The organism is Pseudoalteromonas sp. MT33b (assembly GCF_014117385.1).
Lineage (GTDB): Bacteria > Pseudomonadota > Gammaproteobacteria > Enterobacterales > Alteromonadaceae > Pseudoalteromonas > Pseudoalteromonas lipolytica.
The window spans coordinates 272,311-288,442 of sequence record NZ_CP059832.1; the positions used below are offsets into that span (position 1 = coordinate 272,311).

Annotated in this window: 11 protein-coding genes; 8 read left to right on the plus strand and 3 right to left on the minus strand. The window is 43.4% G+C overall.

The genetic code is table 11. From position 1 onward, the window contains the following. Positions 1 to 35 precede the first annotated feature (35 nt). The 3 genes from H3302_RS17280 (at position 36) to H3302_RS17290 (ending at position 2,860) form a co-directional block, all read left to right on the plus strand. Positions 36 to 995: a RimK family alpha-L-glutamate ligase gene (locus tag H3302_RS17280; RefSeq protein WP_036972486.1), complete on the plus strand. Its 960-nt coding sequence runs from the start codon at positions 36 to 38 to the stop codon at positions 993 to 995. A 162-nt stretch (positions 996 to 1,157) separates the two neighbouring features. After that, positions 1,158 to 2,306 (plus strand): benzoate/H(+) symporter BenE family transporter, encoded by a 1,149-nt coding sequence (locus H3302_RS17285; protein WP_036972485.1) that lies wholly within the window; start codon positions 1,158 to 1,160, stop codon positions 2,304 to 2,306. A 242-nt stretch (positions 2,307 to 2,548) separates the two neighbouring features. Then, positions 2,549 to 2,860, plus strand: a complete 312-nt coding sequence (locus H3302_RS17290) for a cupin domain-containing protein (protein ID WP_036972483.1) — start codon at positions 2,549 to 2,551, stop codon at positions 2,858 to 2,860. A 38-nt stretch (positions 2,861 to 2,898) separates the two neighbouring features. Here the strand turns inward: H3302_RS17290 and hemH are convergent, their stop codons facing one another. Both hemH and H3302_RS17300 read right to left on the minus strand, forming a co-directional pair. Further along, positions 2,899 to 3,921 carry a ferrochelatase gene (gene hemH, locus H3302_RS17295; protein ID WP_065979269.1) on the minus strand — a complete coding sequence of 341 codons (1,023 nt, stop codon included), beginning with the start codon at positions 3,919 to 3,921 and terminating at the stop codon, positions 2,899 to 2,901. Positions 3,922 to 3,998: 77 nt separating this feature from the next. Continuing rightward, complete coding sequence (locus H3302_RS17300) at positions 3,999 to 5,306, minus strand: HD domain-containing phosphohydrolase (RefSeq protein ID WP_074988578.1); 1,308 nt, start codon at positions 5,304 to 5,306, stop codon at positions 3,999 to 4,001. Between the two features lie 95 nt (positions 5,307 to 5,401). On the opposite strand from H3302_RS17300, the gene H3302_RS17305 reads away from it, so the two are divergent. The 3 genes from H3302_RS17305 to H3302_RS17315 all read left to right on the plus strand — a co-directional run bounded on the left by H3302_RS17305 (position 5,402) and on the right by H3302_RS17315 (position 9,946). Further along, entirely contained in the window at positions 5,402 to 6,364 is a 963-nt protein-coding gene (locus H3302_RS17305; RefSeq protein WP_075593414.1) for a sensor histidine kinase, read from the plus strand. Positions 6,365 to 6,436: 72 nt separating this feature from the next. Continuing rightward, positions 6,437 to 7,081 (plus strand): UPF0149 family protein, encoded by a 645-nt coding sequence (locus H3302_RS17310; protein ID WP_182396689.1) that lies wholly within the window; start codon positions 6,437 to 6,439, stop codon positions 7,079 to 7,081. Positions 7,082 to 7,402: 321 nt separating this feature from the next. Further along, positions 7,403 to 9,946: a TonB-dependent siderophore receptor gene (locus H3302_RS17315; RefSeq protein ID WP_182396690.1), complete on the plus strand. Its 2,544-nt coding sequence runs from the start codon at positions 7,403 to 7,405 to the stop codon at positions 9,944 to 9,946. A gap of 217 nt (positions 9,947 to 10,163) precedes the next feature. Here the strand turns inward: H3302_RS17315 and H3302_RS17320 are convergent, their stop codons facing one another. Beyond that, entirely contained in the window at positions 10,164 to 12,032 is a 1,869-nt protein-coding gene (locus tag H3302_RS17320; RefSeq protein ID WP_182396691.1) for a cation:proton antiporter, read from the minus strand. 256 nt (positions 12,033 to 12,288) lie between these two features. Here H3302_RS17320 and H3302_RS17325 point away from each other — a divergent pair, with 256 nt between their 5' ends. Both H3302_RS17325 and H3302_RS17330 read left to right on the plus strand, forming a co-directional pair. After that, the gene (locus H3302_RS17325; protein WP_036972476.1) at positions 12,289 to 12,480 is read left to right on the plus strand and encodes an alternative ribosome-rescue factor A; all 192 of its coding nucleotides are present in this window, start codon (positions 12,289 to 12,291) and stop codon (positions 12,478 to 12,480) included. Positions 12,481 to 12,952: 472 nt separating this feature from the next. Then, positions 12,953 to 16,132 (plus strand): glycosyl hydrolase family 18 protein, encoded by a 3,180-nt coding sequence (locus H3302_RS17330; RefSeq protein ID WP_182396692.1) that lies wholly within the window; start codon positions 12,953 to 12,955, stop codon positions 16,130 to 16,132.

The window sequence follows — 16,132 nt, forward strand, 5'->3', positions numbered from 1 at the left end:
TTGTCACTTAAACCCCAAGACTAGAGGTACTAACCATGCGTGGGTGGATCATTTATAAAGACAGTTCGGGCTTGTTAAAGCAAGAAACCTATGAAGTTGAGCGTTTACTTGCAGCTGCCAAAGAAGAGGGCATTGATTTACAAGTTTTTTCGCCTGATCAATTTGATTTAACCATTACCCGCGAAGATGGCAAAAGCATTTTGATTGATGGTCAATCAGTTGCACTACCTGATTTTGTTATTCCACGTATGGGCGCGAGCACAACGTATTTTGCTTTGGCTATTATTCGCCACCTTGAGCGTTTAGGTGTGTATTGCGTGAATAGCTCGCAGTCAATCGAAACGGTGAAAGACAAGTTATTTGCACAGCAAATTTTAGCTGAGTGTAATTTACCAACCCCTAATACAATGCTCGTAAAGTTTCCGGTAAATATTGATTTAGTTGAAAAACAAATTGGTTTCCCGGTGGTGATCAAAACGTTATCGGGGTCGCAGGGCAGTGGTGTCTTTTTATCAAAGTCGAAAGAAGAGTTTGATGATCTTATGCAGTTAATCGAGGCTGCAAACCCACAAGCAAACATTATTTTGCAGCAGTTTGTTAAGTCGAGCCACGGTCGTGATTTGCGTGTACTTACTATCGGTGGACGTGCCGTTGCATGTATGGAACGCAACTCGCAGGGTAAAAACTTTAAAGCAAATGTCAGTGCGGGTGGTACAGGTAAGTCATTCCCAATTACCCCTGAAATTGAGTGGCTTGCAACACAAACGGCCAACGTTTTAAAGCTCGATGTAGCGGGCATTGATTTATTATTTGACGAGCAGCATTTTAAAATATGTGAAGCAAACTCAAGCCCTGGCTTTGAAGGCCTAGAAGGTGCATTGGGCATTGATGTCGCAAAAGAAATTTTGCACTTTATTCGTATCCGCTTAGGTATTTTTGACAAGCCCGTAGCGAAAGAAGTAAACGAAGAAGTGGTTGATCAAACTGCCGCTTAGTGATTACTTAACCGAAAGATGCACAAATACGGCCACCGCGACTAGGTGGCCTTCTGTATAGTAAATTACTCTTCAAATACTACAAAAGTGTACAGTGTCAACGTGTGCTTCTTGCGATAAGGTAGGTTTTTATCTGCATGTTTTGCAAGGAGTCTCCCCTTTATGAGTCAACTGATCAGTCGAGCAACCGCGGGCTTAGTGGCGGTGATTATTGGCTTTACCAGCTCAATTGCATTGATATATCAATTAGTGATGGTGCTAGGCGGTACCCCTGATTTAGTGGCCAGTTGGGTATTAATGCTGGGGCTTGCGATGGGAGTAAGCTCTATTGCATTGTCGTATTACTATAAAGTGCCCATTTTGGTTGCGTGGTCGACCACGGGCGCTGCATTACTTATTTCAAGCGCGCAAGGCTACACCTTAAACCAAGCTGTTGGGGCGTTTATGTTTTCGGCGGTGTTGGTGTTTTTATGCGGTATCACCGGTATTTTCGAAAAAATGATGAACAAAATTCCCAGTCAATTGGCCTGTGCTATGTTGGCGGGTGTCTTGGTGAATTTTGGCATTGATGTGTTCAATTTTATGAACGAATTGCCCTTAGTGATTGGCGTGATGGTGGCTGTTTATTTATGTGGTAAACGTTATTTCCCCCGTTTTGCGATGTTAGCCGTTGTTGTGGTTGGCTTTTTAATGGCAGCAATGACCGGACAAATTGATACAAGTAGTTGGCAATGGAAATTAAGCGAGTTTACATTTATTGCGCCAGAGTTTGATTTAAATGCCATGGTCAGTGTGGGCTTACCGCTGTTTATTGTGACGATGACATCGCAAAACTTACCGGGCATCGCTGTGTTAAAAGCACATCATTATAAGGCTCCGGTCTCGGCTGCTTTAAATGTTACGGGGCTTTTAAATGTGTTTATCGCGCCATTTGGTGGGTATTCGATTAACCTTGCGGCGATCACTGCGGCAATTTGTATGAGCCCCGAAGCCGATAAAAATCCCGATAAGCGTTATTGGGCAAGTATTGCTGGTGGTGTGTTTTATATCATTATGGCGTTACTGGCTGCGACATTAGTTGGTTTAGTCGCCAGTTTACCGCAAGCACTTATTTTAGCATTAGCGGGTATAGCCTTGTTTGCCACGATTGCCAGTAGTTTACAGCAAGCGTTAACAGAGGCTTACTATACCGAGGCAGCCATAGTGACATTTTTAGTGACGGCTTCAAACCTGACCTTGTTCACGGTTGGTTCGGCATTTTGGGGGATTGTTGCAGGGGTAATAACCTTAGTGATGACACGCAAAGATTAGGGGCTATTTAAACTAATCCGCAATGATGCTTGATCATTTTGAGGGATTAAACCTGTCGCAGGCTGCGTTAAAAATGTCTGATTTACGACTGCATGGATGCAGGAGGCTGGAGGCAGAGCAATGCGGGAGTAATTGCCGAGAACACCTCAATAACGACATGTTTGCCCAGTTATCAACGAGCTTATATTGCCCAAAATAGATCACTTAATTAAGCAAATTAGTATTAAAGGTGAAAGTAACAAATGAAAGTAATACGAAGTCATGAATTTACTGCCGACCGTGCATGGGGCGCATTAGATATCGCCACAATGAACGGCATTACAACCCGTTTGCACTGGACGAATGAGCCTTACAAGTGGCACACCAACGATGGTGAAGAAGTGTTTGTGGTGTTAAGTGGTCAGGTTGAGATGCTTTATAAGCAACAGGGTGAAGTATGCGCTGAGCTGTTAAATGCCGGAGATATCTTTTATGCCAGTGTTGGCACTGAGCATGTGGCTCACCCAAAAGGTGAAGCGCGTATTTTGGTGGTTGAGACACAAGGCAGCGTGTGAGTATCAATTAGGCCCTAGTAACTAGGGCCTAACTACAATTACTTAAGCAAAGGCTTAATAACTTCGTACATGGCGTTAATGTGGTCGTCGCGCGTATTAAGTGCAGGAATATAACGGTATTTTTCACCGCCTGCATGCTCGAATATTTCGCGATTTTCGCCTTCTATCTCTTCTAATGTTTCTAAGCAATCGGCGCTAAACGCAGGGCTAATTATGGCAATATCTTTAATGCCTTGTGCGGGGTAACTCTCAAGCGTGGCATCGGTGTATGGTTTTAACCATTCTGCTTTACCAAAACGGCTTTGGAACGTGGTCACCGCTAAGTCTTTGTCTAAGCCTAGCTTTTCTGACACTAAACGCGTGGTTTGCATACAAAAACAGTAGTAAGGGTCGCCATTTTCTAAAAATAGTTTTGGCATACCATGATACGAAAATACCAGTTTTTGTGGTGTGCCATGGGCATTTAAATCTTCGCTGATACTGGCTGCTAACGCATCAATGTAAATAGGGTGGTCGTGGTAGCCGCTTATAAAGTGAAGCTCGGGTACCCAGCGCCATTTTCGTAATACGTTCGACACAGCATCAAACGTTGAACCAATCGTTGTACTTGAGTATTGCGGATAAAGCGGCAGCACAATAACGCGGGTAATGCCTTTTTCGCGCAGTGCTTCAAGCCCCGCTTCAATCGATGGATTACCATAACGCATTGCCATAACAACGTCGGTATCTTGATGGCCTTTCTCTTTTAAAATTGCGGCGAGTTTTTCGCTTTGTTGGCGTGTGATATGCGTTAATGGCGAGCCGTTTTCTGTCCATATACTTTTATAAAGTGCAGCAGAGCGCTTTGGGCGAAGCGTGAGTACAAAGCAATACAGGATGATCATCCAAATGAAGCGCGGGATTTCGACAATGCGTGGATCAGATAAAAATTCGCGTAAGTAGGTTCTGAGTGCCGCTGTGGTTGGGGCATCAGGGCTGCCTAAGTTGGTCAATAAGATACCGGTTTTTTTATTAAATCGGCCATCATGAGGCTTATCTGTTATAGCGGAAAATCGCGACACTGATCGCTCCTTTAGAAGTAAAAGTAATATAAATCACATTGTAACGAAGTAGCGATAATAAGTGATCACTTTATTCGTTAATTTTTGATCATGATCCTGAAAGGATTCGGTTTTTTCGCTTCGAGCTGCTGTAACTTACTTATCGATTTAGGGCCAAATACATGCCCTTTAGGTAAGAGCAAAATTCCGTCGTAGTTTCTCAGGGCATGCCCAAGCACCATGCCGTTTTTTAACTCGTTTGCATTAATGATTTTCATGCTGCCAACGACTTGGTTACTGGCGCAGCTAATTTTTAATCCGCTTAAAATCTCGAGCAATTTAGGATGGTAGTAGGTGCCACTGTAAAGTTGTAATTGCCCCAGTGCATTTTCGAACTTGCTGTTTCCCAGCGAACTGACTTGAGCCACGGCTTGCCAAAAATCGCGAGAAATAGCCAAAATCATGGCGGTTATCGGGATATCGGCGCCTTTTAATCCTTTTGGAATACCATTGCCATTGTATTGCTCAAATTGGTAATAAATGGCTTCGGATACATCGTGTAAATGGGTTGCGGGCATTAACATAAGTTGCGCCGTGCTTGGGTGCGTATAAAAAAGCTTTTTTTGATTTTCGTTTAATTCACGCGTGGGCTTTTTATACAGGGCTGGCTCCATTGCCAATAAGCCAATTTGCGCTAAATAGCCTGCCATTTCGGCCATTTCTATGTGTTTTTTATCTAACCCAAGTGCCTGCGCAATTTGCTTGCAGGTGTTCGCTATATTTTGCGCTTGAATACCATCTAGGTATGGGTTGGCGTTGATAAAATTATATAAAATCTCGAAAGTTGTGCGGTGTTCGTGTTTTTCACGTTCGTTTGCTTCTTCAAGCTGTTTAAGCACTTTACGTATTTGTTGGGTGCGTTTTTCAACCATCTGCTCAAGGTTATTATTGAGCTCTTTTAGTTGGCTGTTTTGGGCTTTAATTTTTTGCTCAAGTTGCTTATTTTTACGTTTTAAAGAGGTTTTTTCGATACCGTCATGAATGTTGCGTAACAACAGCTCATTTTGCCAAGGTTTTTGAATATAAGCGTGAATTTTTCCTTTATTTACAGCGGCAATGGTATTGTCGATATCGGAATAGCCGGTTAATAAAATACGCTGTGTATCGGGGGCAATGTTGATTGCTTGTGCAAAAAAGTCTGCGCCATCCATACCGGGCATGCGCATGTCACAAATGATCACATCAAAGGTGAAACTGTCTAAAAGTTTTAGTGCTTCAATGGGCGAAAGGCTGGTTTTAACCGAAAGATTATTTGCCGTTAACAACCTAACTAAGGTGCGTAAAACAATTTCATCGTCATCAATGCATAAAACCTGAATATGTTCTTTATTAAGTTGTTTTGCCATACCACATTGCTTTGAATCATCTTTAATCAATAACATAGCCTTAAATTAGGGCTTGTGCTAGGTTTTATAAGAGATGAGCTAAGTTTGAGGCTAAAATGGGTGATTTTAAACAAGCCTATTTACTAGAAAAAGCGGCGCGTGAACAAGCGGAGCAATTGTTAGCAGATAAAAGCCGGCTGTTGGTTGCATTAAACAGTGAACTTGAACAAAAAATTGCTGATTTAGAGCATCATCAGGCGATGTTTATTCAGGCCGAGAAAATGGCAACACTTGGCACGCTTTGCGCGGGTGTTGCGCATGAAATTAATAATCCACTGGCTTACAGTATTAGTAATGTTGACTGTTTAAAAGATTACTGTGATTTTTTTAGTGAGTTGCTTAGTGCATGTGACAAGTTTGCCAAGCGACACATTGAAAGAGATGTTTTTTCTGAGCAATTGACGCAACTGAATAAAAAACATGAATTTAATTATGTAGCCAACGACTTGCCCGAGCTAATTAGCGACACTGCCCAAGGCTTACAACGGATCCGTAAAATAGTTGCAAATTTGCTCGATTTTTCGCGGCCTAAAGGGCACGAAAAGCAATTTGCCGATATGACTGACGCGGTGAAAAGTGCCGTAAAACTGTTAGCAAATCAGTTAAACGATTACCACTTACACACCCACTACAGTCCTATTTCGATTAGCTGGTGTAATTTGCCTGCGATAAGCCAAGTTGTCGTTAATATTTTAATAAATGCCAAGCAAGCATGTGACAGTAATCGCTCAGAGGCACAGATTACGGTGTCGGTGTATGAGATTGAGCATCATATTTACATTGATATTGAAGACAATGGCGAGGGAATGTCGGAGCAAACAATGGCTAAAATTTATGATCCCTTTTACACCACTAAACCTGTAGGCGAGGGAACCGGTATGGGCATGACCATGGCATACGCTATTGTGCATGAGCATCAAGGCCGGATTGATATTCAAAGTACACAAGGTATGGGAACGCGTATTAGCTGTGTGTTTCCGATCCTCAGTCATGTAAGGCAAGTTGTTGACAATATCTAAGTTGTTGCAAAAAAATGTGGTTTCGCTAGTGTAGGAATACACCCTAACAAAGGCAAAATATAAAGGCTCAATATGCTTAATAAAGAAAGTGCAGATGTATTTAAAAATTATCTCGCAAGTCAAAGCGAAACACAGCAGGTTAGTTTAGACCAAGTAATCGGTTTTATGAGTGGCTTGTTAGCGTGTTCTGAGTTTTTTGGCGAGTCTGAATTGGCTAATTACATAGCCGACGGCGACGAAACGGTGTTTAACACGTTAATGACTGAGTCAGCCCCTCGTGATGCGATGATTGAGCTGCTTGATAATGTAACGGAAGCACAAGTTGAGCAAAAAAAATTACTCGTACATTTATACCCAGATGAAGTGAAAGCCAACGAGCCAAGCCAAGCATTGCAAGATTTTTGCATTGGCTACATTGCAGCCTATATTGTTAACCAAGATATCTGGCATAGTGATTTACAATTTTTGTTGAAAGCCGATGAACAGAATGACAACGCAGGTGATGGTCAGCTGTTTATTGATAATTTTGAAGCAACGCTTGATTTACTCACAACCTTAGCAATGTGGGATCAGGCGCTTGCAAATCACCCCGAGCCTGATAAGTTAGGAGAAGGTTTTGCGACCTTTTTTACTGCGTTAGATGAAAGCTTGTCTGAGATTGCAACGATGGCGCTGATGCTTGAAGATGAAAAACTCGCGATGATAGAGCAAGAATAACCTCCCCCTGTTAATAGCAGAGATAAGTGTGTAGTTGCATTTTCTTGCTTATTTCTGCTTATTAAATAGTCAAACCCCCTTTCTTTAATCACTTAATAGTACAAATAGGTATAATTATACCTAAGTCGTAGCTAATTTTTCTTTCTTTTCATTTTTTTGTTGATAGGATGTTTTATAAAGGTTAACTCGCAGGCTTGAGTTAGCTTTCAAAATTAAGATTTTATAAATCTATAACACGTGCTTAATGCTTTTCCTTTGTTTCTCCCTGTGAGGCGCTTTATTTTTTAGCTTTGGAAAAGCCAGAATATCAACAGGATTCACATGACAACACATTCTTTTAGTATGCTGGCTATTGCCGTCAGCGTCGCTGTGTCGGCGACTTCATTGCAGGCTGCTGAGCAAGCAACAGACGTTCAAGCTGATAAAAATATTGAACAAATTTCAGTTTTGGGATCGCGAGTAGCAAACCGCACTGCAACCGAATCAAGCTCTCCTATTGATTTAATTGATGCTGATACTCTGAATAAAGGGGGCTTCACTGAACTTGGCCAAAGTTTACAAGCGACCGCACCGTCTTTTAACTTTTCTCGTACGCAAGTGTCAGATGGGTCTGATTTATTTAGACCCGCGACTCTGCGCGGTTTACAGCCAGATCAAACGTTGGTGCTTATTAATGGTAAACGTCGTCATAATCAGTCTATTTTTGGCCTAAACGGCACAGTGGGCGCGGGTGCAGCGGGAACCGACATGAACGCTATTCCGCTTAGCGCATTAAAAGGGGTTGAAGTATTGCGTGATGGCGCAGCGGCGCAATATGGCTCTGATGCAATTGCAGGGGTGATTAACTTATCACTTAACGATTCTACCGGTGTGACAACGGGCTATGTGCAAGCAGGTAGTACGGGCGAAGGCGACGGCGATACGATTTCGATTGGTTTAAATCGTGGTTTTGATTTAGGCGACGAAGGGGGGTTTATTAATTTTTCGGCTGAATACCGTAATGCTGATGGCACTAATAGAGCCGAGCGTGATACGGGTGGGTCGTTAGATGTCCCTGCTGGCACATTATCTGACGATGTCCGCTGGGGGCAAGGTAATGCTGACAGTGAGTTTACGTCACTTTTTTATAATATGGCACTCCCGCTGGGTGACACAGAACTTTACTCATTTGGTGGCTATTCAAACCGAACAGCATTAGGGAATGGTTTTTACCGTAACTATAATCAGGCCGCAAAGAATGTGGTGCAAGTATACAGCGATGGCTTTTTACCTCGTATAGACAACGAAGCCGAAGATATTTCATTTGCAGTGGGTCTGCGTGGCGAGCTAAACCCTGACTGGGGTTATGATGTGTCTGCTGTGTACGGTGAAAATAGCTATGATTTCACCTCAAAAAATACCTTAAATGCTTCTTATGCTGCTGAATATGTAGCTAATAACCCAAGTGCGAGTGATGCAGATATTGCTGCTAATGCGGGCCCACGAGGCGGGTATTCGGGCGGATTTAGATTTGATCAAGCCACCGTTAATGCCGATTTAAACGGCGTTGTTAATATTGGCCGCAGTGAGCCTGTGTATGTGTCGGTGGGGGCTGAGTACCGCAAAGAAAACTATCAAATTGTCCCAGGCGAAGAAGCATCCTATGCGTGCGGCCTTGCTAATACAGACACTTCTTACCCAGCGGTAAACGATGACAGCGTATTTGCTGAATGTGGTTTTCAGGCTTATAACGGCCTTCGTCCTGAGGCATCAAACAAAGAAAGCCGCGACAGCTATGCATTTTATGTCAATGCTGAAACCTTGCTGACAGATGCATGGCAAGTGAGTACGGCACTGCGCTATGAAGATTTCTCTGATGCAGGTGACGACATCATTGGTAAATTAGCGACACGCTATGAAATCTCTGATGATTTTGCAGTGCGTGGTGCAATCTCATCGGGTTTCAGAGCGCCTTCATTACAGCAAAGTGCTTACACGGCTTACACCACTAACTTAGGTGCGGGTGGGGTATTATTGCAGTCATTTACTGCAACGGCAGGATCTGATTTTCCTTCAGCACTGGGCGTTGATAATCTTGGCCTTGAAAGCTCAGAGAACCTAAGCGCAGGTTTTGTTTATAACGTGAGCAGTGAACTGTCGTTAACCGTTGATTTTTATCATGTTGAAATTAAAGACCGCATTACGCTTGGCAGCTTAATGTCTGCGGATGATGTTGCCTTTAGCCCTGCGGCTGTGGCTGCATTGAACGCCACTGGCGCACAGCAAGCGAACTACTTTTCAAACTCGGTAGACTCAACCACGAAAGGGGTTGATATTATTGCCTCGTACCGTACTGATTTGTACGACGGTAATTTCTCAGCAACGTTTGCTGGTAACATTAACGACACCGAAATTGATAATGTTAATGCCCCAGAGGGGATCCCTGAGTCGATTGCACTGGATGATTTGCAGCGTAGCTTTTTAACAGATGGTCAACCTGGTGAGCGTGCAACGCTTACGTTTGAATATGATCGTGGCGACTTTAACAGTATGTTGCGCTTTAATTATTATGGCGAAACAGACGTTAAGTACTTTGGTAATGACCACATAGGCTTACCAGATGAGCTTTCACCTACAGGCGAATTTAAAGATACCAGTACGGTAGAGTCTGCGGTTTTAGTTGATATTAACGTGGGTTATCAGTTAACTGATGAGCTTATGCTGTCGGCAGGTATTGATAATATCTTCGACGTAACCCCTGATGAGTTAGGCGAAGATGAAGCACTTGATTTTATCACTAACCAAGCGTTTAAGTACCCTGTACGTGCCTTGCCTTATGGCTTTGATGGCATGACCTACTATGCAAAACTTAGTTTTAGCTTTTAATTCCTATATTGAAATGAAGTTTAAATAGCGCCGAAAGGCGCTATTTTTTTGTCTTTGCGAAGGTGAATACCTATCGGCAATAATACTTAATTAAGCACAATGGTATACGTATAGCGCCCTGCATTTATAAAACGCAGCTGGGGTAAAGCAAAGCGTATAGCAGCGGTTTAATTCACTTTGAGTTATACCGCATAAAGTCGCTATTACGTGTAAGCCTTTATTGCTTTGAACTACTAGCAGCCCGTTCGCATATGTCGCGCATTCGCTGTTTAATTTCAGGCTCTTTTTCGTTGAGTAGTTTACTAATGCAGTCGATATACGCGTGGTTTTCTTCAAATGGCACACCTATTTCGTAGGCGTCTGCGGCTAAGCGCAGCATTTCTTTGTCAAATTCGCTGAAGATATTAACCAGCTCTTGTGCTTTTTGTTGCTCAATGCCGAGTGCTTCAAATGCGCTGCGACCCATGCGAAGGGAGCTGTCGTAGGTTTCTCTTATAATGTCGCGACACCCGTATGCCCACAAGTCATAAACATGATGGCGGTCTACAGCACGCGCAACAACATGAAGGTGCGGATAGTTTTGCATTGCATAGCGAACCAGTTTGGTTATTTGCTCGGCATCATCGAGTGTAACAACCAGTAATTTTGCATTGTCTATTCCGGCGGCGCTGAGTAAGTCGGGTCTTGTTGCATCACCAAAAAAATTGCGGATCCCGACACGCTCTAATCGATCAAGCTGTTTGTAATTGTAATCAATTACGGTGGTGTTAAAGCCGCCCGCTTTTAAGATTAAATCGACAACCCCTCCAACACGACCAGAGCCAGCAATGATGACGTGGCTATCTTCAGGAAAGGTTTCTTCTCGGTGAGCTTGCTCGCCAATATAACGAGGGGCAATGAAACGTTGATACACAATGTATAATACCGGTGATAACAACATAGAGAGTGTGACAACCAATAACAGTTGGTCGGCTAAAGCCGATGGAAGCACATGATTGCCCACGCTGTAGCTTAATAGCACAAACCCAAACTCACCGGCTTGAGCAAGCCCTAGCGCCAGTAACCATAGGGCGGCTCCTTTTAAGCCAAACAGTCGCCCAAGTATTAATAACGCCGCTGTTTTAGTAAGGATCAGTATCGCCGTTAAAAGCACAATGGTCGCGAGGTTATCAGTTAATAACTGAAAATTAATACTGGCGCCAACCGTGATAAAAAAGAGCCCTAACAGTAATCCTTTGAAAGGATCGATATTACTTTCGAGCTCGTGCTTATAGGGGGAGTTTGCAAGCACCACGCCTGCTAAAAATGTGCCCAATGCGGGTGAAAGGCCCACTAACGACATCATCAATGCTATGCCAATAACAAAAAATAGCGCCGTGGCGGTAAAGAGTTCACGAAGCCGTGCTTGTGCTACAAACCTAAAAAGTGGGGCTGTGAGGTGGCTTCCGCCAAACACCACAAGCGCAATCATACCTAATGTAACTAAGGCTGCTTGCCAGCTTTCAAGCCCTGCTACGAGGCTAAGCCCTGTATGACTGTTATTGCTGGTGCTTGTTATTCCTGTTGCCAGCTCTGGTAGGGCTAATAATGGAATAAATGCGAGCATGGGAATAACCGCAATATCTTGCGTGAGTAACACGCTAAATGATGCTTGGCCGCCGTCTGATTTTAATAACCCACGCTCTGACAGGGTTTGCAGCACAATCGCCGTGGAAGAAAGCGATAAAATTAAGCCAATAGTGAGAGCTGTTTGCCACGGGTGATCCAACATCATAGCCAGTGCAGTAAATGCTGCACTGGTTAATAAAACTTGCCCTCCGCCAAGACCTATTAGCTGTTTGCGCATTGACCACAGTGTTTTAGGTTCAAGCTCAAGACCAACAATAAACAGCATCATCACCACACCAAATTCGGCAAAATGCTGAATGGCAATCACATCCACATTTAAGGTGGTTAGCAAAGGAGAAATGGCAATACCAGCCAGTAGGTAACCCAGTACAGACCCGAGTCCCAGCTTGGTGGCTATTGGCACGGCAATAATGCCTGCAATGAGGAAAATATAGGCTATTAACAGTAAGTCAGTCATTATGATCCTGTTGTTCTTTTTGATTCTTAGTCATTATTTTTTAATAACTATGGTTGTTTTAATCAGTATTGCCAGCTGTTGGTATGTGAATGCAAATAAAAAACACGCTTAACCATAAAAATGGCAAAAATGCATGGCAGCAATTGATTTAAATTACGACAAAATAAGGGTGAAAAAAGAGCCATATTTTTAATAAAACTACTTGCGTAGCAGTATTAACGGTATACAATCGCGACACATTCATGAGGAGTAAAAAATGAGCAAAAAGAAACAAAAAAACCAAAGCCAAGTTGATATTGGCCGAGGCGTAATTAACGACAATGCCTATGCTGCATTGGTTACCTCTAAGCTGTTTCAGGCTAAAGTTGAAAAAGCTAAAAAAGGCAAAGGTGCATATCAGCGTAAGGCAAAACATGCAGGACGAGAGTCCTATTTAATCGCTGCTTAATTGAGTTGTGATCAAATAGGGTTTTTTATAAAAGCAAACACCCGCTGTTTGCTTTTTTTATCTCAAACATCTTCTAAAAAAGTCACCGCGTTTACTTTTTACACAATTTTTATATATGTTTTTACAATAAAACTAATTTATTCGCTATATACCCAAAAAAGATACATTTTTTATTAACGCTATTTACCGCTATTTTCCCTCGCCAAATTCTAAATGCCTTGTAAGCCGTACGCTTCAAGGTTAAAAACTTGTTAATTTTGTGTTCATTTTTACGCTGTAGAATCGAGCAAGTTTTAGTCGTAGCTCAATAATTTTTATCAGTTTTGACAGAGATTAACGGTATTTTTCAGTAAAAATAAGAATGCATTTACCTTTATTGGGTAAATTAGAGGTTGACCTGATTATTTTTTATGTTACTTTTAGGTTGGAAATGTAAAATAATTGTTATAACAACCTTGGGCGGAGGGAGCGAATGAGCTCACATCAATTAATAAAAAATGCCTTTAAACTAAGTGCGCTGTCACTCAGTGTATTTGGCTTTACAGCACAGGCTGCAATTGATTGCAGTAACTTAGAAGTATGGCAGCAAGGCCAAACACATGTCGGTGGCGATCAGGTGCAAGCACAAGACAGTGCCTATGAAGCTAAATGGTGGACACAGACTAACCCCGTGGAGACATCGGGTGTTGATCAAGAGTGGCGTTTATTGGGCGCTTGTGACAGCGCTGTCAGTGAAAACCAAGCACCACAAGTAACAAGCTTAAACCCTGCTGAGGGTTCTTTGTTTACTACTGGTGACAGCGTTGTCATAGAGGCTGACGCCATTGATACTGATGGCACAGTTGCGAGTGTTGAATTTTTTGTTGATGGAACATCGGTGGCTGTTACAAGCAGTGCGCCATATTCAACAAGTTGGCAGGCAACCGTGGGAAGTCATGTAATAAGTGCGGTTGCAACGGATGAGTTAGGGCTTACATCAACAGCGGTGGCACATTCGGTGAGTGTGTCTGATGCTGTCGAACCGGGTAATCAAGCGCCGACAGCAAGCATTGAATTTAGCACTGTGGCGAGTCAAGTTACCGTGGGTACAGATATTGTATTTGCACTTTCGGGCAGTGATAGCGATGGTCAGGTGACTGGGCTTAGTTTGGCAGAAAATGACAGCGCTGTTTATCAGGCAAGTAGCGCGTCATCAAGCTATACATGGCAAGCACCGGCACTGGGTCAATTTACCTTTACGTTAACCGTGACAGACAATGAAGGCGCAACTGGCACTGCCACTCACGTTGTGAATGTGGTTGAAGCGACGCCGCCAGGTGCTGATTGTAAGCCCCACGGTTTATACCAAACACCGGGTGTGAATACACCGTATTGTACAGTTTATGACAGCAATGGCCGTGAAAAAATGGGCGCTGATCATCCGCGTCGTGTGATTGGTTATTTCACTAGCTGGCGCAATGGTGCAAATGGTCAACCGAGTTATTTAGTGAATGATATTCCGTGGGACAAAATTACCCATATTAACTATGCCTTTGCGCACGTTGATGCCAATAACAAGGTGTCGATAGGCGATCCGAATGCTGCGGGCAACCCCGCAACAAATATGACTTGGCCGGGGGTAACAGGGGCCGAAATGGATCCTAGCTTTAGCTACACAGGTCACTTTAATCTACTGAATAAATTTAAAAAACAGCATCCAGATGTAAAAACATTAATCTCTGTGGGTGGCTGGGCCGAAACCGGTGGTTATTTTGGTGCAGATGACACGCGCGTAAACAGCGGTGGTTTTTACACAATGACAACGAATGCCGATGGCTCGGTAAACCAAGCTGGTATTGATGCGTTTGCGAAAAGCGCCGTTGAATTCATTGAAACGTATGGTTTTGATGGGGTTGATATTGACTATGAATACCCATCGTCGATGAATGATTCGGGCCATCCTGATGATTTTGCTATTTCGAATGCGCGTCGAGCAGGCTTAAATGCCTCGTATCGTGTGCTGATGCAAAAATTGCGTGAAGAGCTTGATATTGCGGGTGAAAAAGCCGGTAAGCATTACCTACTCACGATTGCATCACCGTCTTCGGGTTACTTACTGCGTGGTATGGAAACTTTCCAAAGCGTGAAGTACCTAGATTACGTGAACATTATGTCGTACGACTTACATGGCGCATGGAACTCACACGTAGGTCACAACGCAGCATTGTATGACACTGGCCTTGATTCAGAGCTTGCACAATGGGGCGTGTATACAACAGCTGAGTTCGAAGGCATTGGTTACTTAAATACCGATTGGGCTGTACGTTATTTCCGTGGCGCGGTGTCTGCGGGTCGCATCAATATTGGTATTCCTTATTACACGCGTGGCTTTAAAGATGTGTCGGGTGGCACACATGGCCTGTGGGGACAAGCTGCGTTACCTGATCAATCTAACTGTGCAAAAGGCACTGGAGTCGGTGAGAAAAACCTATGCGGCAATGGTGCGCTAGGCATTGATAACCTGTGGCATGACAAGAACGATGTAGGTGAAGAAATGCCTGCAGGTTCTAATCCTTTATGGCATGCGAAAAACTTAGAAAACGGGATTAATCCGTCTTACCTTGAAATCTACGGCTTAACGCCAGATACCGACACAGATGATGTTTTAACAGGCACTTATACACGTTATTACGATGATGTTGCCGTGGCGCCTTGGTTATGGAACGCAGATAAAAAGGTGTTCTTATCAATTGAAGATGAACAGTCGATGGCAACCAAAGTTGATTACGTTATCAACAATGGCTTGGGTGGCATCATGTTTTGGGAACTGGCGGGTGACTTTGATTACGACTCGGCAAAAGGCGAGTACTTTATGGGGTCAAGTTTAACGACGCTGGCTTACGATAAGTTTAATCAAAGCGGTGTGGCATACGACACACATCAAGGCAATGTTGATTTTACCGTGCCCAGCGAAGCTGTAGATGTGAGCTTTACGGTTAAAGACTTCCCGATTGGTGATGATAACTACCCAATTTCACCGACTTTCTCATTTACTAATAACTCAAATATTGATTTAAGCGGCGCGAAAATTAGCTTTGATGTGCCGGTATCGACATCAGCCATTTTCAAGTCGAACTGGAATGCGCAAGAAAAGCTCGGTATGGCGGTTGAGGCAAATGGCTCGAATGCTGCGGGCAACAATATTGGTGGTTATGAGAATGAATTCCATCGCTTTTCAATCACTCTTGTAAATGAGTGGGGTGGAATTGAAAAAGCCTTTAACACCGGTGACACCGTTGATGCACAAGTCATGTATTACATGCCTATTACTGGCCCAACTAATTTCACTATTGAAAAAGAGGGCAAAACCTACGCATTTAAATATGAGTACCCAATGTTGCCTGATGCCGTGCCGGGCACCACAAATCCAGGCGGTGACAATGGTGGTGATAATGGCGGTGACACAGGGGGTAACGATGCAACGTGTGACGGTGTCGATGTCGCCAGCATTGCGGTCTATCCAAATTGGCCGCAAACAGACTGGGCTGGTAACCCAAGCCATGCCGTTGGCGGTGATCTGATGAATCACAACAATGTGATTTACGAAGCTAAGTGGTGGACAAGCACAGAGCCAGGCACATCAGCTGATTGGACTGTGAGCTGCACGCTTTAA